This window comes from Desulfogranum marinum, from assembly GCF_963675105.2.
Taxonomy (GTDB): Bacteria; Desulfobacterota; Desulfobulbia; order Desulfobulbales; family Desulfobulbaceae; genus Desulfogranum; species Desulfogranum marinum.
The window spans coordinates 1,803,929-1,829,133 of the sequence record NZ_CAXXRO010000004.1 but is presented as its reverse complement, the minus strand read 5'-3'; the positions used below and the strand labels follow the sequence as shown (position 1 = coordinate 1,829,133).

Genomic DNA, 25,205 nt, shown 5'->3' with positions numbered 1-25,205 from the left:
GCAGATGGTTATTTCCACCAGCGATGGTGCATACTTAAGGTACGCGCCAAAGATCGCGGCAAAACTGAATATCTTCGACCAAGCCCATATGCGACATATTTCAAGATGTTACGCAGGAGACTTGGGAAAATGAGTATATATTTTTTTCGCTTGAAAAGAAAGGAAATCTCAGAAAGAACAAAGCGTTTACCCGCGCCTGTAGGGGAACCAAAATTGGACACTAACGTCTGCTCAAGGGCATGGAGCACCCCGATATCAAAATAACGTTTAACATCCTGTACAAAGGTATAGTTGTGGGAGTGGTACACTTTGGCATCACTTACATATTGCACACAAAAACCATGTTGCAACAGCTTGGCAAGTGTACAGGTGTCCTCACCAAAAAGAACATTATCTGGGAAAAATCCAACTTCAGCCAAAACATCCTTTCGATAGGCTGCACAAGAGTTTGAAATAAAAATGGTTTTAAAACCATAGACTTTGCGGTCCTGCCAGCAACGGATATAGCCCTGTTCGGGATAATTATAAAAACGCAGATGCTTGCTTAGCGGTGTTGCATCAAAATGAGGCAATTGTCGAGCATAGGTCACGGCTATTGATTCATCCAGCAAAAGAGGGGCGACAAGCTTTTCAAGAGTAGATGCATCCGTTGGTACAGCATCCTGGGTCAAGTAAACGAGAATATCTCCTTGAGCGTGCATTGCTGCCATGTTTCGAGTGCCGCCATGGTCAAACTCTTTGTTGGGTATACTGATAACCCGCACACCATGACGTTGACAAACAGATACGGTCTGGTCAGTAGAACCCGAATCGATGACCAGCACCTCGTGGATTGATAAAGATTGCGCATCCAGCATAGTGAGAACATCTTCAATCCAAGGTTCACCGTTAAAGGTGGGTATAATGACCGTAACCAAGCATTGCATTGTCAACTGATTAGTCATACAAATAAACTAAATCTTAAAAACTCTAACCAAAAGCCACTTAAAGACTGCCCATACAACGTACACTGAAGGGTGTTTTTGATATAAAACAATTTCATTTCTGGCTGACATTTCTCTTAAAGAATAAGCAATATCAGCTCGTTTTTTACTCCATCCTCGACAATGGTAGACAACTAGACGAGGATCATAAAAGATTCCCCAACCATGTTTTCGTAACCGTAGACTCAGTTCAATATCTTCTTTGTATAAAAAAAAATCCGGATCAAAGATGCCGCCTTCAGGTAAAGCCGCCTCTAGCAACGCCTCTCTGCGACACACGAGAAACCCACCACAAGCGGCGGGGAGAAAGGTACTGTGATCATACTGTCCCGCATCTTGCTGACCGAGCCCTCTGTCATACCAACGACCATAAAATTTTCGAAATATACCAGTAGAGTCAATGCGCCCTGTCGGGAGATTTCGTTCAATGTCATATTGAAGTAATTTTGCTGTTAAGCATGCCACCTGAGGCATTTGCTGTAGACGCAATATTGCGTGTTCCAGGGTTTGCGGCTGCACAAAAAGATCAGGATTGATAAATGCAACGAACTTAGTTTCCAAAGGACATAAGGTAAATCCAATATTGTTAGCTGCGGAAAACCCTATGTTTGATGTCCGATAAAGAGTAACACGAACATTATCAGTATACTTATCCAGGTACTTAGAACATAATGATCCTGAATCTACAATTATAATAGATAACGTGACACCTGTCTGCAGCAAAAGTCTATCGACACATTCATGAATAACTGCCTCTGAATTATGAGTTACAATTATTGCGGCGACTGCTTCCATACGGCAGCTCAAGTAAAAAAACGTTTATACAAATTGAAGCAGCCATTTCCTTTCCCCAATGCACGGCGCCGACGCATGATAGAGTCAAGCACTTCAATTTCACTTGTTTTCAAAATCTTATCGAGATCACTTATAGGCTTTCGTAATTTTTCAGGGTAAAGCAACCTATGTTTGCGACGCATCGCGTGAGCACTTCTTACAGCCTGTACAACTCCATGTATATAAGGAATAAATTGTCTTTTTTTGACAACAAAACAAAACCACATGAACTGATATAAAAAAAGCTGTGAAAAATACTTGAAAAACAATGACAAAGGATAATTTTTCAGTAATACAAAAAATGTATTACGGGTTGAGAGACGAATCGTAAGTGCATTAATTTTTGAACCTGATGTAGCACTTCCGATGTGATAGACAGCAGCCGCAGGAACATACAAGCATTTCTGACCTTTAAAATTAGCCCGTAAATTAATGTCTACATCTTCCAAATAAGCAAAAAAATCATTATCAAAAAGGCCAATTGTATCAAAGAACTCTTTTCTATATAACGCTGCCCCTGCGCAGGCACCAAAAACGTGACGCATGGTACTGTAAATCGCAGCATCCGCTTCCATTGTTCCGAGTCTATAGCCTACACCACCTCGAAGAAAACCGTCTCCAGCACCATCTAGAATATCTCTATGAAAATAATTCAGCATTTTTGGAGAAAAGAAGGAATAGTCGCTATACTGTTCCGCGATGCTGATCAATTGCTCCAGACAATTTTCATCCAGCTCCGTATCATTATTGAGAAGAAAGACATAAGGGTAAACATTCTGACCTATACCTGCATTGACAGCAGCACTAAATCCTCTATTTTCTGCAAAGGAAATACTTCGAACCCAACTGTAATTATTGTTAAGTAGTTCTAGAGAATTATCCACAGAACCATTATCAACAACCGTAACAACAAAGTCTGAAAAGGTTTGCGATTGAAGGGAGTCAAGACAAGGGCCAAGAAATTTTTTCCCATTCCAATTGGGAATGACAATATTGACTAAAGCATCAGAAGAGGTCTTCACGAAACAGATACTCTACCCTTCAATTTTGCCAGAATTTTCATAAATATCCCGCACAAAATAAATCGGTTTCCGTTGAGATTCATGATAGGTACGTACAACTAACTCTGCCAAAAGCCCCATTGTAATAAATTGTACCCCCATAAAGATAAGTAATACAGCCATGAGCAGCAGCGGTCTATTCGCAAGACCGACCCCTAAAAACTGCCGTTGAATAATCATTACAAAGGCTATACAAAAGCCTAAAAAAGAGGAAGCCACACCTACTGTTCCAAAGACATGCAGTGGACGTGTCGCATAGCTCAGCAAAAATTTGACAGTCATAAGGTCAAGGACGACCCTTATGGTTCTAGTAATGCCATATTTAGATGTTCCAAACCGTCGTGCACGGTGGTTGACCTTCACTTCAGTAAAGGAGATGCCCATCCCGCTGGCAATTGCGGGGATAAAGCGGTGCATTTCACCATAAAGATTGAGATTACGAATAACAGTCTTCCGGAACGCTTTGAGCGTACACCCGTAATCATGCAAACTGACTCCGGTTACCCAGGAAATAATTTTATTGGCAATCTGGCTGGGAAGTTTTCGAGACAAAAACGGATCTTTTCTATCATATCGCCATCCGGTTACAACGTCAAACCCTTCCTTAAGCTTGTCAATCATCGTAGGGATATCATTGGGATCGTTTTGTAAATCACCATCCATTGTCACAATAATTTGTCCCGAAGCATTATCAAAACCTGCACTCATCGCTGCAGTTTGACCAAAATTCCGGCGGAGACTGACCACTTTAACTCTGGGATCTCCGACTTGTATCTGAACAAGAGACTTCAGGGTTGTATCTGTGGAGCCATCATCAATGAAAATAATTTCAGATTGGTAGTCCATTTTTGACAAAACACTGCTGACTTCGTCATAAAGTAAACCAACATTTTCTTCTTCGTTAAACAACGGGATAACAAGTGAGATATCCACTCCAACTCTCCATTCGTTTGTATGTAAACTTATTGTACCTACTCTGTTTATCTATCAATATAGACATCAGGCCAACAATCATTTCCTGTGTGATGTGTAATTCGCTGAACAGACTCCCAGGGTGTTCCTATGACCCATAAAAAAATCTCATAGTCGGCCGAATCATGCTCATGCCCTCCCTTACTGGCACCAAAAACTAATACATCACCGTCATTGGATACTTTAGGGAAATATTCGTGACTGTAACTGCTCGGAGAGTCAAACCATTTCTTTATATCAAGGGTTACTGAATCTATAAAAAAAATTGCATTCTGCTGTTTACCACCGTGGTCAATTTTATAGAGATAATCCCCTGTCGGAGACCAGCTCAACTGACACCCCTGACCAAGCTGAGTAAGCTTTCCATCAGGACCCATTGTAACCACAGCCCGTTCACTACCACGTAATGTCAGAGCAACCAGTTCATCATGCGGCTTAACTGAGGGAGTTTCCAACCGTACTGTTTCCGGCAACACACTATTTTCACCGGTCTGCAATACCACAGTTTCATGACCAGACGCAATATCCAGCTCAACTACCTTATACCCTTCCCTTAAAAAATATACTGCCTGCCCATCCTGAGACCAGGTAGGAAAGGTACCGTTTCGTGCAAGCAATGATTCCACCCCATCTACCAAATTCAACACATAAACATCCCAGGCATAATGGTTACGCTGCGATACCCATGGAACATTTGACCTTGCAAAAACTATTTTTTCACCGCCCGGTGATATTCGGGGAAAATACTCTGTATGTGCGTGAGAAGTAAGCTGTATTATTTGTTTATCCTGGAAAGAATATTTAAAAATATCATGGTTCCCGTTCCTATTTGAACTCCACACAATGAATCCATGTGTTCTGTCGAGCACTTCTGCAACAGGCTCATCATTTTCACGTTCTACAATCTGTCCAGTATCGGGTGGTCGAATCGCCCCCAGCTTTTTTACCTTTCTCAGTTGTGGTACTAACAGCAATAAACCTGCCGCAAGGACAATCGCTGCAACAAGGGCAGCACGCTTAAAAAAACGATTTTCTAAAACCGAATCCGCCACAGCAATGCTGGTCGCTGTAAGAAAAAAAACAACTAGAGCAATACCGCCAAAAATATAATCGACAATTTGACTGACTATATGCAAGGCCAGCATCATAACAAGGGAAACAGATTTAGTTGCTCCAAGGGCAACCATTGCCAAGGTACCACCAGCCTCGTATGCCCCAAATCCCATAAAAACAGGAAGAGGCAATGAAGCACCCGCCTCTGCACTGATCAAAGCAATAACAGCTGCTGCAGGATCATTCTGCACCATGGGAAAACTCACTGCAACGCCAACGAACAAGGCGTATAAAGCAACATATTTGCCGACTCTTATACCAATTGATAAGATTAACAGGCGCCATCCAATCGCTGCTTTCTTTGCTTCTTCCAATGCGACAACGATTTTTTTTGCAAAAAGATTACACTTTTGTCCAATCCCCTTTTTAAAAAAAACATACTGACCAAGTCTATCAGTAATTAATCGAAGGGCAGGAAGAAAAAACATATAAAAACATATCAGAACTGCACACAACAGACACAGAATGGGCACAAGCCATAAAAAATTCCCAGTTCCAAGCATCTGTACAAGAATAAGACAAACAATGAGTAATGTTAAAGCGATAAGATCAAAAACAAAACTAATAATAAGTGAGGAAAAACAGGTCGGAGCTGCAACAGCATACCCTCTGTTTAACATCGCGACATAACTTAGCTCACCAAGTCTAGCAGGCAGCATATCTACAAACATGTTCCTTGATGCTGTCACCAGAAAAAAATGAAAAAATGAGGGAACGTGTGTTTCGGAAGCAGCCACAATAACTCGATACCTGTAGGCTCTCAAGCTTGTACGAAAGACCGAAGCGGCAATATACAAAGCAACACAGCTAAAAGGTACTGCAGCAATAACAGCTAAAAGTTTTGGTAAAAATGAGAGAGATATAGAGGACAGACTGCCTTGAATAAGGATAGCCAGAAGCACCGCTGAAACTCCCATGGACAAAGCAATACGGTAAAAATACTTATAATAATCACCTCGCAATGTTATCCCCCCTCTCACTCTGCCGCGATATACAAAAAAAAACAATCACAATCACTGTTGCATTTCTTCATTGGTCCCATTGTGCGAGGCCCAAAGACGAAAAAGGAGAAAAAATCCACCAACAAGGGCATACAACAAGGTCATAAACAGAAAAAGTAATGCAAGCGACCGAGTCTCCACTTCAGACATACCGGCAAAACTAAAGAAAAATACATACCCTATGTCTCGAATTCCCAAACCATATATTGATATCGGCAGAGCCTCCATAAGAGTAATTAACGGAATAAATGCCGAAAAATAAACGAACGGTACAGTCGCTCCTAACGCTTTCGCCATAAGGTAAACAGCAACGATAAGCAAAAATTGGAAGGCAAAAGAAATGAGCATTACCTTCAATACGACCCTTGATTGAGATCGATACTTGGCAAAAGTTACCAGCACCTTCTCACTGGTATTGGCAATAAAAGCTACTCTTTCAAGCCTTGTCAAGGATAGTAGAAACCGTATGGGCTTCTCCGTCCATATCATATACAGGAAAGAAATAAGAAGTATAAAAATAGAGGCTGGCAGCAAAATGAGAGCAGCATTGTCGAGTTTACCGGCCACAAACACAGAAGAAATAAGACTCAGCGAGACAAGTGCTACAAAACCGGTCAATCGATCGGCAAATACTGAAATTACAGACCTAAGCCTCTCTTTGCTTTTTTTCGCGACATCATACATGCGATATGAATCACCGCCTATATTAGAGGGAAGAAAAACATTAAAAAAACCACCAATTAAATAACTCACGACTAATTTTAACAGTGGAATATTGATATTATCACTGCAGAGGAAAATGCGCCATTTCCAGGCACTGAGTGATGTATTGATAACAAAAATTAAAAAAACAAAGGCCAATAAAGTATAATCACACCCAGCAAAAGCCTTTTGAATTTCATCAAGTGGTGTCCTTCTATATAAAACAAAAATAAGCCCACCACTGACAGCAAGCTTAACAATTAATAAAATTATATTTCTAACTTTCATGAATGACGGTTGGAAGAATCCTCGTCTCTTCTATTTTTAACAACTCTGGCAGGAACTCCAACACAAACGCTGAATTCAGGAACTGACCTGGTCATAACTGCACCTGCAGCTACCACTGCCCCTTGCCCAATCCTAACACCGCCGACGACAGTAACCTTTCCACCCAACCAAACATTTTCTTTGATCATAACCCCACCATCATCAGCAATAGGTTGCTCTCTGGTAAGGGTATCAATCGATCCAAGAGTATAATTACCTCCCCCAACGATGAAACAGGCCTGACCTATGATTGTATCATCTCCTATAACCACCGGGCAAGAGTGGGTTGATTGAATGATCGTCTGGGCATTTACGCCCACATTATTGCCGATACTTATCGATCCATCCTTACATGAAAGCATAACGTTATTGGATAAAATAACATTATCGCCGATGGTTATGGCAAACTCTTCCTTATCGCTCCGGCCATCAAGAATACAGCCCTCACTTATCACCACAGAGGTGCCCAAACGAATACTTCCGGGGCGACGCAGTATTACTCCCTGGGCAAACACAGTATTCTTACCGCAGCAAGCAAAAAGTCGGGGCCAGAATATTTTACGAGCAGCAAGCCCAATGGCTCCAGGTATAATGCTCAAAAAGCAGCACCACTCAAAATACAGAAAATCAAACAATGACAATGAGCCGACAATAACCTCTTGGTATTTTTTCAAGGCCCCTTTTTTTCTGGTAATTGCAGTATGCGTCTTTTGCATATGGTGTAATGCCCCTTGACTAAGAAAAACTTAATTAATCGATGATGTAAAAAACAGGTAAAGATCTATTCTTCGACAGGACAAATGTATTGTGAATATGGGAAATCTTGATTCAAATCATCTAGTTGCAATTCACGCCTGTCAGCACCATGGTATCCGACATAAACACGGGCAGCCAAAAGTGGATAGGGGTGGTTAGCAACAGTTAAACACACTTGCTGTTTTTTCTCCTTCAGCTGCAAGGATTCAACAAAGGATACGGCCTTGGTAAACTCATAAACATCCGGGACAGGCTCGACCCACCCTCGCTTAGGATATTTAAAGTTATCTCTTAACACAATGCCCGAAAATAAAACTAAAAAGATGGATAAAACCACTACACGATATTGGTTTCCCGCAGCAGTGATGAGTTTGTCACTGGTAAAGAGAAGAAAAACGATCCAGAAAAAAACAGAAACGACACGATGGCAATCACTTGTATACAAATACAAAGGAAATTTGATACTCAAAAAAAACAGGCTTAATGATATTGTAATCGCGGCAAAAAGAACCACAGACGCCTTTATAAAAAAAGCCTGATGTCTGAAAAAGTAAAACAATAATAGTATAAGAGCTAAGACTATCAACCCTGCATACAAAGGTACATAATCAAACAACTGAAGAAAGACTACCTTTTCCAACAGCACCTGAAAGTATCTTTTTATCACCCAAGGTTGGGTAAAATGCGACAATCGAATAGTACTGCCACTCACAGTCAATAAATATATCAGAGTGGAGCAGCACCCTAATAAGATAACCTGTACTTTAACCTTATCATGAAAAAAGAAAATATAGAGAGTGGCTACAGGTAAAAACAAAACGGAATAGGGGCCGCACCAAGGCAGAACAGCAAAGAGAAATGCTTGTACAAAGTAACCGATTTTGGACGTTGGAGGCGGGAAAAAAAGAAGGAGGATCAGAGCCAAAACCCCTGTATACATAATGTAAATCAGGGTAATGTAATAGTATATGTGATTAAGTCCGGTGAGCCCCAAGACTACAGGGCCAATAACCATAAGAGCCCTACTTCGAACAAGGCCGGTGAAAAAAAATAGGCCTGCGGTAATAGCAGCGCACACATGACCCAGCAGCAGATAAACTACAGGCTGCACTTGTACATCTAAAAATGCAGTAGTCCAGGCAAAAAAATCAACCACTGAAGTGAGATAGGGTTGTCCTGTGTGACTTGAAAAAATACTGCCTAAGGCTTTATCATGCCCATAGTAATATCCAAACAAAAGTGCATCTTCCATGTGGAGCCCAGGAACAGACAAAGTAGTCCATGAACGTAAACAATGGAAAATAATTAGCAGAACAATCCCAAGGCAAGGCCATATCCACTGTGGGTACTCTTTATGCCGCATAAAAAAAAGTTAAATTAAGGTGGTCATAAATCAAGGGAAACATCGAGGTTTCAAGCCAAAGCAAAGGCGGTGTGTTTCTATGCTGCCTCCAAATTACTCTGGTGGCATTTAAACACACTATCTAAAAGAAAAAAATCTCTTCAGGAAAATAACCCCTAACTCACTCTTGCACTCCATAGCCTACGATATAACAACCGTGCTAAAAACAGAGAGATAAAAAACGACCCAAGCAGCATAAAAACACTTAACAAGCCTGTCATATTAACTAACGTCACCATACAAAGACCCAAACCCACAAGTGGGTAGAGTAAAACACGAACAACAAACCGCATCCAAGCACTCTCATGAATGGTGTCTGCAATCGGTGGAGAGTATTTATAATATGCTTTTACAAATTCTCGGCCGAGCCATGTTTTCAACAAAATCTGATCCCGAAATTGTTTGAGAACAACAACATGAGATTCCAGTGGTGACCCGAAGGCTGCTGTAGCTATAAAACACCCCCCCCCTCCACTGTCCCCACTGCTCGTCCCACCACTGCTTCCCCCTTTACAAACGGGTAGAGCTTCATAAAACAAATCCGCTAAAACCTGTGCCCCCTCTTCATTAGGATGTACACCATCAATAGTCAATGAAGCCCAACTAGGGAAAACATTATTATATGCATCGACAAAAGTGACGTCCTTGTCAGCGGCTAATGAACTAATTTTATTGTTATAATTTGGAATTGCCAATCCCTGGCCTTCATTACGGAGATTAGGTGTAATATTTGACAAGATAGGAACAGCACCATATGCCCTAACTTTATCAATCATTGTCCCAAGGTTAAAACTAATAGTTGAAGAGCTTTCTTCCCAAAATGCATCATTAGATCCTTCCATAATGATTACATAGGTCGGATGGTGTGCTTCAAGCACCTCATCTATTCGATTAACACCACCACTGGTTCTCTCCCCTACAACGCCTTGATTAACGACAGAAGCACAACTACCAACCATATTCTGCAGATAACTGGAATATGGAGTAACCCCTTTTCCTTCAGTGACGGAATCACCAAAAGCGACAATGACCTCCGCAGCATCTGTCCACCCCGTCAGTAACACAAGACTGACAAACACAATAGATATTGTTGCACCAATATTTTTCACATTCATAATCAAATTCCCAGTAGCGAAAAACTGTCAAACCCTCAGTCTAATCATTTATAAACACGAATACATACCTGACTGTCATCATCAATAAAATCAGGCAAAAGAATAGCGGATTCCTCTTCAGTCATTTCTTCGGAATTCGCAAGTTCGGGGGCGATATCGATTTCTTCGCCCCACTTCCCATTACTCCAAGTTGATTGCAGCTCTGAGTAAACTTCGTCTCGAAATCCCTTCCAACTCACCACAGGGTTTCCTTGATCATTTATGGCGATAAAAGGCGTAATATCAGGAACCGCATTAGTTTTGTGCAAAAATTGAGCTGTCTGTTTTTCTTCGTTTTTATTTAAACGTACAAAATAGATATCATCGTCGTCATCGTCATCAATATGTCCCGCGAAAACAATCCAGATACGACCTTTTTTGTCCACAGCGACACTCGGTGTAATCGAAGAGGCAAAAAAAGGTGCAAGAAGTTTTGCCTCAGACCACTCTTTACCGTTGTAAATGGCATATTTAACTGCAGTCCCATTCTCATCGATTGCAGTCCAGAAGAGATATTTGTTGCCCCCCTGATCGATGTCGATAGCGGGATGAACATTATTGGCATTATCGTTGGTTACCTGCTCCGGTTCTGACCATGCAAAACCATCGTAGGTAGATGTAAAAATCTCGTTGCGCATACCATCTGATGCTGAATAGGCTATTTCAGCTTTCAAAGAAGCGGTATTGTCGGCTTGAGCGGTTGCCAACAATAAAGGCATCAGCAAGGCGTACAAAACTGTATATCTCAAAAATTTAATCGTGCGACTCTTCATAACCTTATTTTCTCCAACCAAAAACAGTAGCGATCGTAGATTGCCAGGCATCAAACGATGCCAAAACAATATTTTTCAATCCCAAGCAACCCAACAAAGACAAAATTATAGACAGATAACCCATACATGCCTAAAAGCAGAAAAATAAAAACCGGGTTAAACAAATAACGTCTTGTATGCATCAACAAAACACCTAACATGCCGACAATCGGCAGAAAATAACGCCCTTGGGCTTGAAAGTCAACAGTCCAAGCATGGTACAGCGCAACTATGATCAATCCTAAGGAAACCGATAAAGTGATGGAGAAAAGAGAAATACCTTCCACACTCCCCTTATAAAAAATTGCTACTGTAACTGTTGCCAATAATAACAAACCGAAAATGCGGACAAAATCATAGTAGGCAAAAGGTGCGGAAATCGAAGTGTAACCATAGACACCAAATGAGGTCCGAAAGGACTTTTCGCCCCAACGATCCAAATCTATAAAATGAGAAAGTGTCGTCCCCCTTTCCTTCATTTGCAGATACATATGCTTTTTGTGCAGGGGGGTACTTGGCTTATACATATCAAGTGCAAGGTTTTCTCTGGCTTCAAGAAGCTTATCAGCTTTAGCGAAATCGTTTATTTTATAGTCGACATATCGAATTCCTGAAAAAATTGAAACACCAATTGCAAGCACACACAACAATTTCAAGAAATAACCCTTGTTCAATATCGATTTTCTAAAGTAGGCTCTCCACAAAAAATAAAAACATATAAAAACATAATAAAAATAAAAGTTTTTCTTTAAGAGCAATAAGAGTGATAATAGGACACCACATACGATAAAAATTAATATTGTCTTCCAACTAATTTCTTTTGAAAGAAGAGCTCTGTTCAGCATTGATTGGTCAGATGAAATTTGATAAGCTGACAAGATAACAACAAACAAAGCGAATGCATCAGAATTGAAGTAACTAAATACGTACCAAATCTGAGGTGAAATAAGCAAAGGAATTAGCAAAACTCGAAAATCAGATCTAGAGATTGAAATAGCAATCAAACTAAAAAACAAAAATACATTAAACATTCTTAATGAGAAATATCTTGAAAGATGGAAATTTTCGAGTATCTTTCCAAATTTTCCGGCAAATAAATACACGATTTCTCCAGAATGAAGTCGCGAAACACCGTAATTGCTATATGTATGTGAAATATCTGGATCACCTATTGCTGGTGGAATATTATGGTCATAATAATATTCGCCAGCGTATATGTGCACAAATTCGTCGGGGTGACGATTAGGCTTACTGATACTCGCCATTACAAAAACCAATGCCAACACGAAAATTAAAAAATACGTAACATATTGGTCGCTTGTGGTTAGTTCTTTTGCAAAATAAGCAATACCAATAATAATTAAAGTAAGAGAGAGTATTACAAATAGTTCAGCCCAAGCTTTCCCCTGTTTATTTAAATCAGAGATATTGAAAACCAATTGAGGATCATCGGTAGATGGGACAACAGTAAGACCGTTTTCATCAATAGTTGAATTTTCGATACCTGCCACAGGGGCTAATTTTTGAAAGTCTTCCTTCTTTTGGAAGAGTATACTATCATATCCCGTTTGGCTTATCTTGATGGATTGCAATTGCACAGTTGCAGGCCGCTCTGAAGTATCAAATCGTAATTGCTTAATTGATCCAAGATCGCCGATTTTAAAGCTATATTTAGAGACACTGGGATACAGATTAATTTTACCAACATGGCGCTCCGACCACTTTCCAGCAGATTTGGCCCAATAAACTTTAAATATCGTAGCGTTATCAGTCTGAACCTCAAGTTCAACATACCCTCGCTGGCTAACCCCAAAATAGTATAACAAGGCAACTGCGACACAAAGAACGACAACACCGCCATAATAGCGTGTCGTTCTGCTGTTTTGAATTAACGACCCCATAAAGGCATGCTCCTTTTGTAAAAATACATTAAAAGAGAATCAAATATGAGTTCTCCTCATGTAGAATTCAACGATACACTTTTACTAACACTTCAAAATGTCCGTTCTAAAAAAATCATTTTATTACTGCACCTCCCGGCGAGTTCCCTATGAAGATATGAGGAGCACCCCCTCGTCCAACGTCTGGATCTATGCCGCTGCTATCTTGCTCTATGCCAGTGCCCTGTTTCTCAGATCCTCTGATAATTTACTGCACCCAGGACTGTATATGGAAGATGCAGTCCACTATTTCAATGCCTATTACGGAGGGAAACGATATTTTTCTACAATTTTCCAGCACCCTAACGGCTATTACAATGTACTCAACAATTTTGTTGCATGGCTGAGCTCACAACAAGACGTACGATATCAACCTCTTCTTTACCATTTGTTCTCGCTGACCACTGGAATTACAGTTGCAAGTTGCCTGCTTTTTAGCAAACTAATCAAGACACCTGCCATCCTCTTGGTACTGCCCTTGACTCTTGGCCTGTCAGGGATGAATCATATTTATTACCACGTATCACTTACCTTCCAAATGTACAACGTGGTTATTTTGTTATTAGCCTTACTGTTTTTTCCACCACCGAAAACATGGGCCGGCTGTTTTACGTTGAGCCTATTGGCAGCACTTTTAATCTGGTCAGGTCCCTACTCAGTGGTAGCATTACCCATATCACTTCTACTCATCGTCTTTTTTAAAGATCGCAAAAAAAATGTTTTTCTCTCACTCGTAATAATTACCACTCTTTTCTATCTTTTGTCTGTTGAAGGAGGCATGTTACGACTTGGAAATATTTTTGATCCTTGGCTTCGCCACACACTATATACTGTTCTTTTCCAGAAAATATTTTTTCTTGATTTACTCGGCAGTCTAAATTTTTTCAAAGTATTCTTTTTTCTAATTGTCTATCTGTTCCTCCATTATCGCCTAAGAAAAGATTATTTTTTCTTAAAAATGAGCCTTATCTTCTTGGCTCTAATTCTAGCATCACTGGCTCCTCTATTTCTCAGTAAAAAGATACTCTTATATCGCACGTACTTTCCCTGTCATATTTATATTGGGCAGTTTTTCTGGCTATTTTTTATTTTATTCTCACTAGATCGAATTGTACTAAATAAAAACTTATTCACCAGCAAAATGAGTTGGTTAGTAATACTTTTATTTTTTTCAACAGTGACACTCTACGATCAGAAACTTCACCCCGAAAAAGGGTACAGAAAAATAATGGTAACAATACCAGGATTTTTAGATGCTATTTACCAGGCGGAAAAACTTGATCTCGGCAAAGAAAACACCTATGTCGTTATAAAAACGGACAATATAGTGCCAGGTACCCTGCACCCAATGGTCAGGGTTGGAAGTCTACGTCACGATGCGGTTCGACTAGGTAGAAAAGATATACCCTTTCAACACGGTAAAGAGTTTATCATTGAATAATTCAGGTATTGCATTACCCGCAATCAATGTTCTCTTTCTTTGTACTGGACACATGAACGGCCTTATCAAGAAGATATGGCAAGGAAGGTAAAGGCTGCACTATTAATAAAAATTGATATGCAAATAGTGCAGTCCAGACCTTAGCAAGAAAAATATGCATATTTTTACATACAGCTGCAAAAGTCTTCCAAGAGCAAAAGCGATTATATGGTAAAGGCATGCCCTGTGTTGAGCAAATAGAAAACCCGTTCTGGACAAAAAGCTTCCGCATGGAGCGTAAGGTGAAAAGCCTTTTTTGTTTAAAATTAACCAGCCCTTTTCTCGTATAAGAAAAGCGACCAAGGAGCAACAATACTCTGGTAAGAAAAAAAGCGATATTTCCTGCGTGAAAAATTATTTTTATTTTCGGCGTATGGCTGCATACCTTAAGGAGATAGCTTACCATTTCCTCGGGCTGTAGAGATAGAGCAACTTCATCCGCTACAAATAGATAATCAACCCCCGACACATCGACTTCCTCATCGTTCAAAATCACATCAGCCGACACCACTACAATATCATGCCCCTCGGCCCTCAAGGTTTCCTCAAAAATGGGATCTATCCTACCTAATACAAGAAGAGAAGCATTTGGGGCTAAACTTTCAACAACAGCTGACTCTATATATTCCAGTGTTGTTCTTGACTCATCTTCTTTTGCCCTGCAATCAAATTTTCTATCATAAAATATATGATACTTTTGGACTCTGGACTGCAAGGTTGCCAGACAAACATTTGCGGCATATTGCAAGCCATTAACATGACAAATTTCATCTCCATAAAAAGTAGGAATGGGGAGTTCTTTAATGCGGTGACCCGCTGTTAGGAACTGAATAATTATTTCAGTATCAAAATGAAAATCATTGGAATTCAGTGAGAAAGGTACCTTAGCGAGTGCTTCTACAGCGTAAAGACGATACCCGCTATGAAACTCACTTAAGTCCGATTGTAGAAGGGTATTCTGAAATTTGGTTAAAATTTTATTGCCGACATACTTATAAAACGGCATTCCACCACGAAGTGCAGAGCGATTTTCAAGCATCCTGGACCCAAAAACCGCTTCAGCCTCTCCAGCTGCCAACGGCTCGATAAGCTGAGGCAGACATTCCGGGGCATATTGTCCGTCACCATGAACAAGAGCAACCCAATCAAATCCATTTTCCAGGGCATAATAAAAACCAATTTTCTGATTTCCACCATACCCTTGATTGACGGGGTTAAAAAGTACTGTCATTTCATAGGGGGCAATACCTGCTCGTCGGACCAGTTCACTTCGAACAAAGGTATTATCTTGTGAAGAGTCGTCAATAATCAAAATTTCTACATCAAACTGATCGCCAAGCTGTTGCGGTATCCTTTGCACAACGCTTTCAATGGTACGCTCAGCATTGTAGGCGACTATAAAAATAAGCAACCGCCCCTTTGGATTTAAATTCCTCTGACTTACCACTTCAACTCCCATATCATTTTTCATTGTCGTCTTGTTTGTTATGTAGTGATGCTAAGAACATCGGAGCCACGACCTCCTCTGCCCTATAAACGGCATCATCCCTTTAATTTTTTATACAATCTTGTTAAAGGGTCTTCGTATCTAATGAGTAAACGAAACGGCAATGCTCCGAACCTATGTAATACCGTCAAAATTAGTAATTCTCGAAATCTGGTCATCCCTCCGAGATTACCAAGAGGAACAAATCTATTTATCAGATAAAGCTTAGAGACTCGACCGATCTCATTACCGGGCAGGTCAAACGATTTACTCACAAGCTGTTGTTTCATGTCATACCTATTTATTCTCGTAATCTATCCCGGATCAACCGCAAAAAGAATTTCAATCGTAGTAGCGGGTTCCATCTGAGCGTATTTCTCGAATTATCCCATAACGCTTTCCGGCCTTTAATTTTTTTATTACTTGGGGAGTGATGACCATGAAAGTCATCAAGATGATGTTTATGTCTGATAGTAGCGACTTCATCAGCTTTTGGAAAGGCGAGGCGACTCACCAGTAAATAATGCAGCCACGGCTGGATATCCTTAAACTTAAAGCCAAGGATACTAGCGGCAATACCATATTGACGGCTTCCCTCTTTTATACCTTCTTGTAATTCTTTATAGAACTCGTCCTGCTCTTTCTCAGCCTGTCCCGTTGCATCGTGCTGATCACGAAACTCCAGCGTAAAACCATCTGGAGTGAGTTGATAGCCATTAAGGGTCGGATGAGGGGCTCGGCAAGCTTCTTCAAATAAATCCTGCGCATACAAAATGGTGGAGCCTGCCAAGTTAAAGCGATCACGGTCATACAACATTCCGTGGATACAATTGTTATAAGCAGTGGGATATTCTATGCCGCGAGTTGCTCCTAAAAGATATCCTTGACATCGAGGGGTCTCCTTTCGGTGACTTACAGCCTCAAAGAAGAATCGTTGTATGGTACCAAGCCATCCTATATCCACCAACGCCACATGTTCATGTTCAAAAAAACGCTGCTCTTGCAGGTATAACTGCAAAGCTTTATTGGCATCAATTGTTTGTCTTTTTACTTCTACCTGAAACTCGTCATCTTCAAGTAAGCGGTGAAACTGCTGAATATTTTCGGGAAGATACCCTTCATGATGACCAGAAAGGACAGTATCCACCTGCAGATCAAAACGATTCAGGATTTCTGCAAAGCCTTCTGGCTTAAGACTGAAGACGCGGCAAACATCACGAAAATCACGATTGCCGGTTGGAAGAAAAACTATATCCGCATTCTGCCGAATTAACCCCTGATGTGCACAGCTTGCTCCCGCCAAAGCCATCCTGCTCACATACAGGTAACTCGTCTCCGGAATTGGAAGCTCTGGAAAGAGAAAGGGTACAATTTCATCCCAAACTTTTTTTAGCATCCAGCCTTCTCGGGAAAAAAAATACAACCGTTTAATACCCTGTCTGAGGCAGTCCTCGGCTACACCTTGGAGAAACCCTGCAAGTAAAGGTGCAAGGACGTTGTAGCCATAGACTCTCATTGGAGAGAATGCGTTGCTTTCCTTTTCCATGGGCAGCATCAACTGCTGGACGGTTCTCCCTTTCCAGAAAGGCTGCCCCTGCGAATAGTTATAATAACGCTTGACCACAGCCTTGCGAAATTTCTCGCTGCTATCTCGTAAAACGAGTGCTTTAATACCCTTTTCACTTGGCCGTAATCCATCGGAAAAAGGGTTATCTCCTACATGCAGCCAACTTTCATAGCGCAGATGATACCGGTCTTTTAAGAGAGGGAACGCCAATCCTGACGCTTTGGCTAAAAAAGAATCTGCTGAAGAAACAACCTCGTCGACACTATCAAGGAAACCAGCATGTTTGATTAACCTTTTCAAATGACTGGCAGGCAAATACACATCAGAAAGTACATAGATTTTCTTTCCCTGCGCATGCAAAGCAGAGAGCCACTCCACCACTTCTGCTCGAGGTACAAGCATGCTGTTTTCCATCATCAGCTCATAATCAGTGACCTCTGACAAAAGGTCCGCATCAGCCTTTTTCTGAAAAATCTGCTTGAGTAATTCGCCCATAAACTGAGGATAACACGCTTCATGGTCCTCAAATCTTTTGCCTGTTTCCTGCCGCTGACCGGCTTCTATCTCATCTCGCAGTGTCTGTACCCGTGGCCAGGTCCAATCCAACCCATTGCGTTGTGCCTTATTGGCAACAAAACGGGCGACAGAAGGTTTAACAAGATCGGGATCATGGATACGCCTTACCAGTAGGGTATCAAAAAGATCAAAAGTTATGACCTCACATTGCTTTGCAAGCTGCTCTCCTTTCTTGAGAAAAGAGTCCAGAGTATAACAAGTTTGCCATTTCATAAAATACTCTAAGCCAAGCCCCTTAGACCACCGCTGCCCGTAGTCGGGCGTATACAATAAAAGCTAAAAAATAGATTAAGATAGCCACGACAAGAGTGATATTAAAGCCATAATATATCGACAATACAACGCTTGCCAATCCGCCGACAACCGTAAAAAGGCCATTCATCGCCCATGCCCATGCAATTGAGCCGTTAGGCTTATCGGCAATGGTAAGAATTCCAAGTGGAAAAGCCATCCCAAGAAAAAGGCCAACAGGAAAAATCAATCCAAAGGCTGCAAGAATTCTGACAATAGTTGGAGACTGTAAAAACAGTTCAAAATACTGCTGCTGTACCAGCAGCAATGCAATACTGCATATAAAGATACCAATAAAAGGCATATACCACAGCCTCTTCGGTGTTACGCCAAGCCTACCGGAAAGCAAGCTTCCCACACCAGACGCAAGCAAAACGGCAAAAACCACGGTTGAATATGTATAAAGAGGGTATCCAATCAATTTCATGAATATTTGAATAAACACCAGCTCAAAGATGATAAATCCGGCCCCTAAGCAGGAAAAATAAAGCAAACTGCTGATCTTCCCGTTCCATTTTTCTCTACCGGCTTTGGAAAACAACATGGGTATACCAATAAAGAGAAGGATAAAGAAAAGAGAAGCCCCACCAGTTACAAACAAATGAACAACATCACTTGGAATCCACCCATTTTTCAACTGAGAATTAAGAAGAGCCGCAGTTGAATAATTCATAAAATTATCAGGGTCGGCATCCAATTTTTTGATTGATTTCCTTAAAAAATTGAAATATGGCCGATTATCGGTAGATGCTTCCACCTGATAGGCTACGTTGTTTGCAGTAGCTGCCGTCAGATTGCCATTAAAGAATTCAGCTGAGAGCATATTGGTTGAAGGATCAAGAGGGTTGACCACTAATTTAAAAACATGGGAAAAGTATGATTGTACTTGTTGGACTTCTTCAGGAGTCCACGGACTCTCTTTGATCATCATTGTAGGCAGATTATCCTGAAAGCCTTCCTTTACAGCCTCTATCACAAGGACATGTTTTTGAAAATCACTCCGACCCAGCCTTTTCCATGCAAGGGCTGCGGTGCTTATCATTTTTGGATAAACATGATGATTTACGTGGAGGATGCCGTCAGCCTTTAAATGAGTTAAATATTCTTGATAGGCTTCTGCTGTCTGAAGATACGTGGTAGCCATTGCCCCTGTGCCGGCAGCAATACTTGAGCTCGTATGATTACTGAAAATCTGGATTATATCGTATTTCTTGTCTGTTGAACGAAGAAAGCTTCTCCCTTCCCCCTTTTGAGCATTCACTTTTGGGTTATTGAAAATGCCTCCATTATACTTGGCATATTTTGTTTTCCCGAGGTCTACAACGTAGCCTACGAGTTCTACGGCATCAACATGGGACGCACCGAAAGTGAGGGCTGCTTTTATTTCTGAACCGCCTGCGGCTCCGATGACAAGTACATCCTGATCAGTATCCTGTTTCAGTGCGTGAGAAACATAGACAAAACTGCCGTAGAAATGATACCCCCTGCCCTTCTTTATATCCTCACGAAGTTTTACAAAGTTACCATCAAAAGGAATAATATAAGTAGACTGAGACCCTCCATCATAGGCAACATGCTTCATTTTACCAAAATCAATTACATCAATTTTTGATATAGGGTCCCAATGTGAATCTTCTATAAGATTCTTCTCCATGGCCGACTTGACACCACGTTTACTAACGTGTGATTTAAATTCGAAATAATCACTCTTTAAAAATGGAACAAGGGCAACAACAACAGCCAAAACATACGCTGCAATGGAGAAACTTTTCTTAGCGGAAAAACACCCTGAGGCAACGAGACCCAAGCCGGCTGAAAGGAACAGAATCCCTCCTGGACCGATGGGAGGCAAAAAAGGTATGAGCAGCAGGCACCCGATTGCAGCACCTGTCAAATCCCAACAATATAATTTTTGTATTCTCCCCGCATAAGCAGAAAAGACAGTAGTAAAAATCAGGCCTGCCAGGAAAAAAGGCATCACCAAGAAGAAATACATGATGAGAAAATAGCCACTTGCCTGCAGAGGATCTGAGTACAAAAGATTAAAATCCAAAGGCAGCAGGTTCAAGGCAGGTAGGATCAGCAAACTGAAAACAGAAAACAGAAAGGCCAGAACGGAAAGATACCTGTTGATATCTGTAGTTTTCTTTATCGGGCGCAATGAGCAATAGACCCCTGAAAGTCCAAAGCAAAACATGGCAAGTGTAATAATCATATACGCCATGTTCGAATACCAGATAACATCAAAAACACGCACCAACGTTAACTCAAGCATGAGTGTTGTCGCTGCAATACAAAGAAGACCAGCACCAATTTTCAACATATTTTATTATCCTTTGGCAAGGTTCAAGACCTTGTTACTTTAACCAATTTAATTCTAAGTAAAATATTTCCGCTTCACGCTGCGGAGCAAGCTAACACCTTGCTGTTTTATTCCCCTTTCTTCAACTGGAGGGGTGAGCTGAGCTCGCACATCAGCTAGTTCCTGTTCCAGTTCAACTAATCGCTCAGAACCTGCTGCAACTAAAGCACGTAATTCTTCAGGCACTCCAGCCAGTAAATATTTTTTTATGACATACTGATCCTGTTCTCTACCGAGAATTGCGGCTTCGCTCAATGTATTACCGCTATGGATTCTATAAGAGAGTAACTGCTGATCATGGACATAAAGAACCTGGTTAGGAAATTCGAGCATAACTCTAAATATATAATCATAGTCATGCAGATACCTGAGTGAGCAAAATTGCCCGACCTTTTCAGCAGCCTCCCGGGTAAGAAACAGATTAGAGGTGGTTACCATGAAGTTACCCTTGAGAAACGCGGTGTACAGATCTCCACTTTGGAAATAAAAATGTCTATTTTTCTGATGCCACTGGTTCCATCCAAAATTGGGGTCGGAAAAAATGTTACCAAAATCATCAATTGGGATGACATCGGTAAAAAGGCAGTGTGCACCGCTCCTTTGTTGAGCTTGAATTAAAATTTCCAGCCTTTCATCAGCATAGACATCATCAGAATTCAAAATCGCAACATACTCACCACTCACCATTTCCAAGCCACGGTTTAGGGCATTAAATGCATCTTGATTTTCCTGGTAGATGTAAAGAAGACGTGGATCCTCTATACGCTTAAGGATATCACCTGTTGAATCTGTTGAGCCATCATCAATGACTATCAACTCAAAATTCTGGTGGGTCTGTTGAAGAACACTGTTTATAGTTTGCTGTATAAATAGCTCGTGATTATATGCGGGGATAACCACGGAAACCTTGGTACTCATGTCAGCAGCAATACCTAGTTGGTTGAGAAGGAAAGAATGCTAGAATCTGTCTAGCTATTTTCATATCATTTAAAAAAGGTTACAAGCCTACTGTATTGTAAAGGCTCATACAAGTGGAAAAAATCGATAGCCTCTTCGAGTGAGCACGTTACCGCCTCCCCAAGTGTCGATCCGAATGTACCTCTACATCAGAAATCCATACAGAGTCGAGCCCGCCATCTGAAACAGTAAAAACCATTTCAGTTCCCTCCTCGGGGGGGAGTTCAAAATAATAGTCTGACGCTGTCACTTCAAAACGATGCTCCCATTGGCCCACGATCGCACCATTCTCACCTAGCAACTTTAAATGCAATCGAGCGTCTTTCGCTATCTCATTAAAACGTATCCTTGCCGTCCGGACTTCACCCAACCCCGGCGCAGACAACTCTTTAAATTTCAAAGTTAAACCTTGAGTGTCGTGTAACAAAGCTTGTTGTTCTTGAGTGAATTCGTAATGGACAAGAGTGTTGTCAGCACAGTCGGCAAACTTACCTCGCAAATAACTCTCTTTAAAACCAGGAGGATTCTCAGGTGGCGGCCTCAAAATAAACATGTTGAGAATTTCTTGAATAACAATATCCGGCTGTTCATAAAAAAAGATTTTTTGTGGGAAATTCACGACTGTACGATAATTAAGAACTCGCTGGGCATTAGCACTGAAAAAGTAGACACACTTTTCAAGAAATGAATCACCAAGCAGCGCTAATGATCGTATAGGTGCTTGCGGATTTAAAATCATGCGAATGTCCATGGATGAGCCGTCAGCAGCAATAATTTTTCGTTTCGGCGGATACACATCATAGATACCTCCTGGAGGAATATCAACGGCCGCATCATACAACCCGCCTTTTTCCGGGACAAAAGTAATATAATGTTCGTTTTTATGCATAAACACCGGAAGTCCGATCATATCCATAAACCGATGATGGGCCCAATGCCTATCGATCTTTAATGAAAAATCAGTGTACGCAGGTAATGGAAAGCTGTATTGCGGGAAAAATCCCTTGAGTTCTTTTACGATTGCATCGTACACAATGTACGCACCATAAAAGTTCCAGTGAAAATCTGTTTTGTAAAAAAGATCAGGATATTCCCGTTCCTTTTTTGCTGCAAGAAGAGGAGGAAGAACGTCGATAAACGGGAGATCAGTGAATTTTTTAAGATACCCAGACAACTGTTCATATCGTGTCCGTCCCTTGATATTTTGCAATTTATCCGGCAAAAACTCTGGATAAACAAATGCCTTTGTTGGGGCTAGCACAAAGACATAGTTACTCCCTTTTTCCTTCAACCAGTACCGTCTTTCCTCAAGTGTTCTTTTCCATTTTCGCAACTCTGCGTCACTAAATGGAATTTGCCCCATGTAATCAGCAATATTGTCAAAATTTTCGACAACACCTTTCTCAACTTTCCGTGCACCCCATCCCTCGAAAAAATACCCATTTTTTCCAACAGCCACATTACTATTAGGAGAAACACCAAGAATATAAATTTTTATAAGGGCGTCAAGATGAACGAAAAATTTAGGAAGGGTAAAATGCTGTTTAACATATAATTCATAGGTTCCTGGAAATTGCTTTACAAAATTCGTCAACCGATGACCACTAGATTGCTGGTCCTGCAAAATATGGCGTGAAACGTCTTGAACACTTTTCCTAAAAAAATCTAATTGGGTAACAGCTGGATAAATCAAAATAGCCAGAAAAAGAAACACAAGGCCACAGCGGAAAAATGACCTTGGCAGCAGCCTTGCTAAAAAATGCCTCAATAACACTGCGACAATACTACAAGCCCCAGAAACAAGAACAATTCTTGTGGTCAAGCTCTGCCATTGCCCCGAAGTAAAGTCAGCTACTATTTTAGAACTAATACAACAAAGAAAAAACAACGTAGTTCCAATCGCAAAGAAGAGACTACCCCTTGTGATATATGGCTTTTCGGTCAACGTTTTTAAAAATTTCATTAAAAACGGAAATAAAGAAATGGATTATACGCTCCCCCCATAATGGAAGCGATAGAATAGAGGAAAATTCCGGCCAGAGCAAAAAACTCTCCCGCTACAACAACTGTTTGCCCAATAGATGCCGCTCCTGTTCCACTTCTCAGTGACCTTTCTAGATACGCATACAGATTTTTTGTCGTTGGGGTAGCCCCTACAACAGCGAGAACAAAAATAAGATAATATTCCTGGTTCATGTTCAAGAAAAGTTGGGAGTTATACATTGACGGCGTTGAAAAGGTCACCATTGCCTTCAGGTAGCCTAAAGCGTAAGAAAATGACTCAGCTCGGAAAAACACCCACCCAACAATAACGACAAGCAGCACATACATATGGACGACTGTCCTCGGAAGTATTTGCAAGAGACGTGTAACAGGTCGCCACCTCTCGATTATAAGAAAGCTCCCGTGATACAGCCCCCAAACAACAAAGGTCCAGCTCGCGCCATGCCAAAGACCACATAAAAAAAAGACAAGAATAAGATTGACATACGTCCTTGCAGTAGACTGTCTACTTCCCCCTAGGGGAATGTACAAATAGTCACGAAACCATGAGGAGAGTGAGATGTGCCAACGCCGCCAGAAGTCTTTGATGGAAGAAGCAAAATATGGATAGTTAAAATTTTCAAGAAATTTAAACCCAAAAATCCTGCCTAACCCTATGGCCATATCTGAATAGCCTGAAAAATCATAATAAATTTGCAAAGAATAGGAAATCGCTCCCATCCAGGCAAGATAAGGGGGGATGGTTTCGGCGGGCAAAGAAAAAATATAGTCTGCAGTACGCCCCATGACGTTAGCTATCAACACTTTTTTCCCCAAGCCAATAATAAAGCGCTGAATACCGGCAACCACATCAGGGGAGCGAACTACTCTGTTGGTAATCTGGTTGGCTATGTCATGATAGCGTACAATCGGCCCGGCTATCAATTGCGGGAAAAGCGATATATATAGGGCTATATTTATAGGATTTTTTTGAACTTTCGCCTCTTTCCTATAGACATCAATAACATAAGACATTGCCTGAAAGGTGAAAAAAGAAATACCAATGGGTAAATGAACGTCACTTATTTGGATCGGCTGCTGCTGCATGAATAAAAGCAGTCGATTAATGTTCTCCACAGCAAAATTACAGTACTTAAAAAAAGCCAGTAATCCAAGGTTTGCTGCAATAGCCAGAGTTAAAGCGATTTTGCCGGTCTTACCAGACTCCTGGGACTTGCCAATACTCAAACCAAATAAATAATTAAGCCCGATGGAAAACAGCATCAGCAAAACAAAAATATTTTCCCCCCAGGCATAGAAAAGAAGGCTGGCCAGCAAAAGAATGCTGTTTCGCCCTTTAGTGCCTGTAAGAAAATATACAACCAATACCAACGGCAGGAAAAAAAACAAAAAAATAGTTGAACTAAATACCATTGAAGCTCATCT

The 25,205-nt window shown here is 40.9% G+C and carries 18 protein-coding genes; 1 reads left to right on the top strand and 17 read right to left on the bottom strand.

Going from position 1 to position 25,205, the window contains the following annotated elements; genetic code table 11:
- Nucleotides 1–8 precede the first annotated feature (8 nt).
- The 11 genes from ACHZCY_RS16800 to ACHZCY_RS16750 form a co-directional block, all read right to left on the bottom strand.
- A complete protein-coding gene (locus ACHZCY_RS16800; RefSeq protein WP_319549730.1) occupies nt 9–926 on the bottom strand; it encodes a glycosyltransferase family 2 protein in 918 nt (305 codons plus the stop codon).
- A gap of 27 nt (nt 927–953) precedes the next feature.
- Nucleotides 954–1,778, bottom strand: a complete 825-nt coding sequence (locus ACHZCY_RS16795; RefSeq protein ID WP_205222709.1) for a glycosyltransferase family 2 protein — start codon at nt 1,776–1,778, stop codon at nt 954–956.
- Nucleotides 1,779–1,786: 8 nt separating this feature from the next.
- Nucleotides 1,787–2,839 carry a glycosyltransferase family 2 protein gene (locus ACHZCY_RS16790; protein ID WP_319549729.1) on the bottom strand — a complete coding sequence of 351 codons (1,053 nt, stop codon included), beginning with the start codon at nt 2,837–2,839 and terminating at the stop codon, nt 1,787–1,789.
- A gap of 12 nt (nt 2,840–2,851) precedes the next feature.
- Nucleotides 2,852–3,811 (bottom strand): glycosyltransferase family 2 protein, encoded by a 960-nt coding sequence (locus ACHZCY_RS16785; protein WP_205222711.1) that lies wholly within the window; start codon nt 3,809–3,811, stop codon nt 2,852–2,854.
- Between the two features lie 47 nt (nt 3,812–3,858).
- Nucleotides 3,859–5,925 (bottom strand): lysylphosphatidylglycerol synthase domain-containing protein, encoded by a 2,067-nt coding sequence (locus ACHZCY_RS16780; RefSeq protein WP_319549728.1) that lies wholly within the window; start codon nt 5,923–5,925, stop codon nt 3,859–3,861.
- Nucleotides 5,926–5,976: 51 nt separating this feature from the next.
- Complete coding sequence (locus tag ACHZCY_RS16775; protein ID WP_319549727.1) at nt 5,977–6,954, bottom strand: lysylphosphatidylglycerol synthase transmembrane domain-containing protein; 978 nt, start codon at nt 6,952–6,954, stop codon at nt 5,977–5,979.
- Nucleotides 6,951–7,709: an acyltransferase gene (locus ACHZCY_RS16770; RefSeq protein WP_319549726.1), complete on the bottom strand. Its 759-nt coding sequence runs from the start codon at nt 7,707–7,709 to the stop codon at nt 6,951–6,953. Before ACHZCY_RS16770 ends, ACHZCY_RS16775 begins: the two co-directional genes overlap by 4 nt.
- Nucleotides 7,710–7,774: 65 nt before the next feature.
- Nucleotides 7,775–9,001 carry a hypothetical protein gene (locus tag ACHZCY_RS16765; protein ID WP_319549725.1) on the bottom strand — a complete coding sequence of 409 codons (1,227 nt, stop codon included), beginning with the start codon at nt 8,999–9,001 and terminating at the stop codon, nt 7,775–7,777.
- 266 nt (nt 9,002–9,267) lie between these two features.
- On the bottom strand, nt 9,268–10,266 hold the full coding sequence (locus ACHZCY_RS16760; RefSeq protein ID WP_319549724.1) for an SGNH/GDSL hydrolase family protein: 999 nt from the start codon (nt 10,264–10,266) through the stop codon (nt 9,268–9,270).
- Nucleotides 10,267–10,310: 44 nt separating this feature from the next.
- Nucleotides 10,311–11,078, bottom strand: coding sequence for a sialidase family protein (locus tag ACHZCY_RS16755; RefSeq protein WP_319549723.1), 768 nt, complete (start codon nt 11,076–11,078; stop codon nt 10,311–10,313).
- Between the two features lie 50 nt (nt 11,079–11,128).
- Nucleotides 11,129–13,018, bottom strand: a complete 1,890-nt coding sequence (locus tag ACHZCY_RS16750) for a glycosyltransferase family protein (protein WP_319549722.1) — start codon at nt 13,016–13,018, stop codon at nt 11,129–11,131.
- Nucleotides 13,019–14,285: 1,267 nt separating this feature from the next.
- On the opposite strand from ACHZCY_RS16750, the gene ACHZCY_RS16745 reads away from it, so the two are divergent.
- Nucleotides 14,286–14,498, top strand: a complete 213-nt coding sequence (locus ACHZCY_RS16745) for a hypothetical protein (RefSeq protein ID WP_319549721.1) — start codon at nt 14,286–14,288, stop codon at nt 14,496–14,498.
- A gap of 13 nt (nt 14,499–14,511) precedes the next feature.
- Here ACHZCY_RS16745 and ACHZCY_RS16740 read toward each other — a convergent pair whose 3' ends face one another.
- From ACHZCY_RS16740 to ACHZCY_RS16715, 6 genes are all read right to left on the bottom strand, one after another.
- Nucleotides 14,512–16,008, bottom strand: coding sequence for a glycosyltransferase family 2 protein (locus tag ACHZCY_RS16740; protein WP_319549720.1), 1,497 nt, complete (start codon nt 16,006–16,008; stop codon nt 14,512–14,514).
- Nucleotides 16,009–16,324: 316 nt separating this feature from the next.
- Entirely contained in the window at nt 16,325–18,379 is a 2,055-nt protein-coding gene (locus ACHZCY_RS16735; protein ID WP_319549719.1) for an HAD family hydrolase, read from the bottom strand.
- 22 nt (nt 18,380–18,401) lie between these two features.
- Nucleotides 18,402–20,780, bottom strand: coding sequence for a spermine/spermidine synthase domain-containing protein (locus ACHZCY_RS16730; protein WP_319549718.1), 2,379 nt, complete (start codon nt 20,778–20,780; stop codon nt 18,402–18,404).
- A gap of 54 nt (nt 20,781–20,834) precedes the next feature.
- Nucleotides 20,835–21,737: a glycosyltransferase family 2 protein gene (locus ACHZCY_RS16725; RefSeq protein WP_319549717.1), complete on the bottom strand. Its 903-nt coding sequence runs from the start codon at nt 21,735–21,737 to the stop codon at nt 20,835–20,837.
- Nucleotides 21,738–21,885: 148 nt separating this feature from the next.
- Entirely contained in the window at nt 21,886–23,370 is a 1,485-nt protein-coding gene (locus ACHZCY_RS16720; RefSeq protein ID WP_205222724.1) for an alginate O-acetyltransferase AlgX-related protein, read from the bottom strand.
- A 368-nt stretch (nt 23,371–23,738) separates the two neighbouring features.
- Entirely contained in the window at nt 23,739–25,193 is a 1,455-nt protein-coding gene (locus ACHZCY_RS16715; RefSeq protein WP_319549716.1) for an MBOAT family O-acyltransferase, read from the bottom strand.
- Nucleotides 25,194–25,205: the final 12 nt, after the last annotated feature.

What these genes read in the sequence shown, in the direction of transcription:
- ACHZCY_RS16800 (WP_319549730.1), bottom strand. Translation starts at nt 926, where the DNA reads ATGCAATGCTTGGTTACGGTCATTATACCCACCTTTAACGGTGAACCT.
- ACHZCY_RS16795 (WP_205222709.1), bottom strand. Translation starts at nt 1,778, where the DNA reads ATGGAAGCAGTCGCCGCAATAATTGTAACTCATAATTCAGAGGCAGTT.
- ACHZCY_RS16775 (WP_319549727.1), bottom strand. Translation starts at nt 6,954, where the DNA reads ATGAAAGTTAGAAATATAATTTTATTAATTGTTAAGCTTGCTGTCAGT.
- ACHZCY_RS16770 (WP_319549726.1), bottom strand. Translation starts at nt 7,709, where the DNA reads ATGCAAAAGACGCATACTGCAATTACCAGAAAAAAAGGGGCCTTGAAA.
- ACHZCY_RS16765 (WP_319549725.1), bottom strand. Translation starts at nt 9,001, where the DNA reads ATGGAAGATGCACTTTTGTTTGGATATTACTATGGGCATGATAAAGCC.
- ACHZCY_RS16760 (WP_319549724.1), bottom strand. Translation starts at nt 10,266, where the DNA reads ATGAATGTGAAAAATATTGGTGCAACAATATCTATTGTGTTTGTCAGT.
- ACHZCY_RS16755 (WP_319549723.1), bottom strand. Translation starts at nt 11,078, where the DNA reads ATGAAGAGTCGCACGATTAAATTTTTGAGATATACAGTTTTGTACGCC.
- ACHZCY_RS16750 (WP_319549722.1), bottom strand. Translation starts at nt 13,018, where the DNA reads ATGGGGTCGTTAATTCAAAACAGCAGAACGACACGCTATTATGGCGGT.
- ACHZCY_RS16745 (WP_319549721.1), top strand. Translation starts at nt 14,286, where the DNA reads ATGGTAACAATACCAGGATTTTTAGATGCTATTTACCAGGCGGAAAAA.
- ACHZCY_RS16740 (WP_319549720.1), bottom strand. Translation starts at nt 16,008, where the DNA reads ATGAAAAATGATATGGGAGTTGAAGTGGTAAGTCAGAGGAATTTAAAT.
- ACHZCY_RS16735 (WP_319549719.1), bottom strand. Translation starts at nt 18,379, where the DNA reads ATGAAATGGCAAACTTGTTATACTCTGGACTCTTTTCTCAAGAAAGGA.
- ACHZCY_RS16730 (WP_319549718.1), bottom strand. Translation starts at nt 20,780, where the DNA reads ATGTTGAAAATTGGTGCTGGTCTTCTTTGTATTGCAGCGACAACACTC.
- ACHZCY_RS16725 (WP_319549717.1), bottom strand. Translation starts at nt 21,737, where the DNA reads ATGAGTACCAAGGTTTCCGTGGTTATCCCCGCATATAATCACGAGCTA.
- ACHZCY_RS16715 (WP_319549716.1), bottom strand. Translation starts at nt 25,193, where the DNA reads ATGGTATTTAGTTCAACTATTTTTTTGTTTTTTTTCCTGCCGTTGGTA.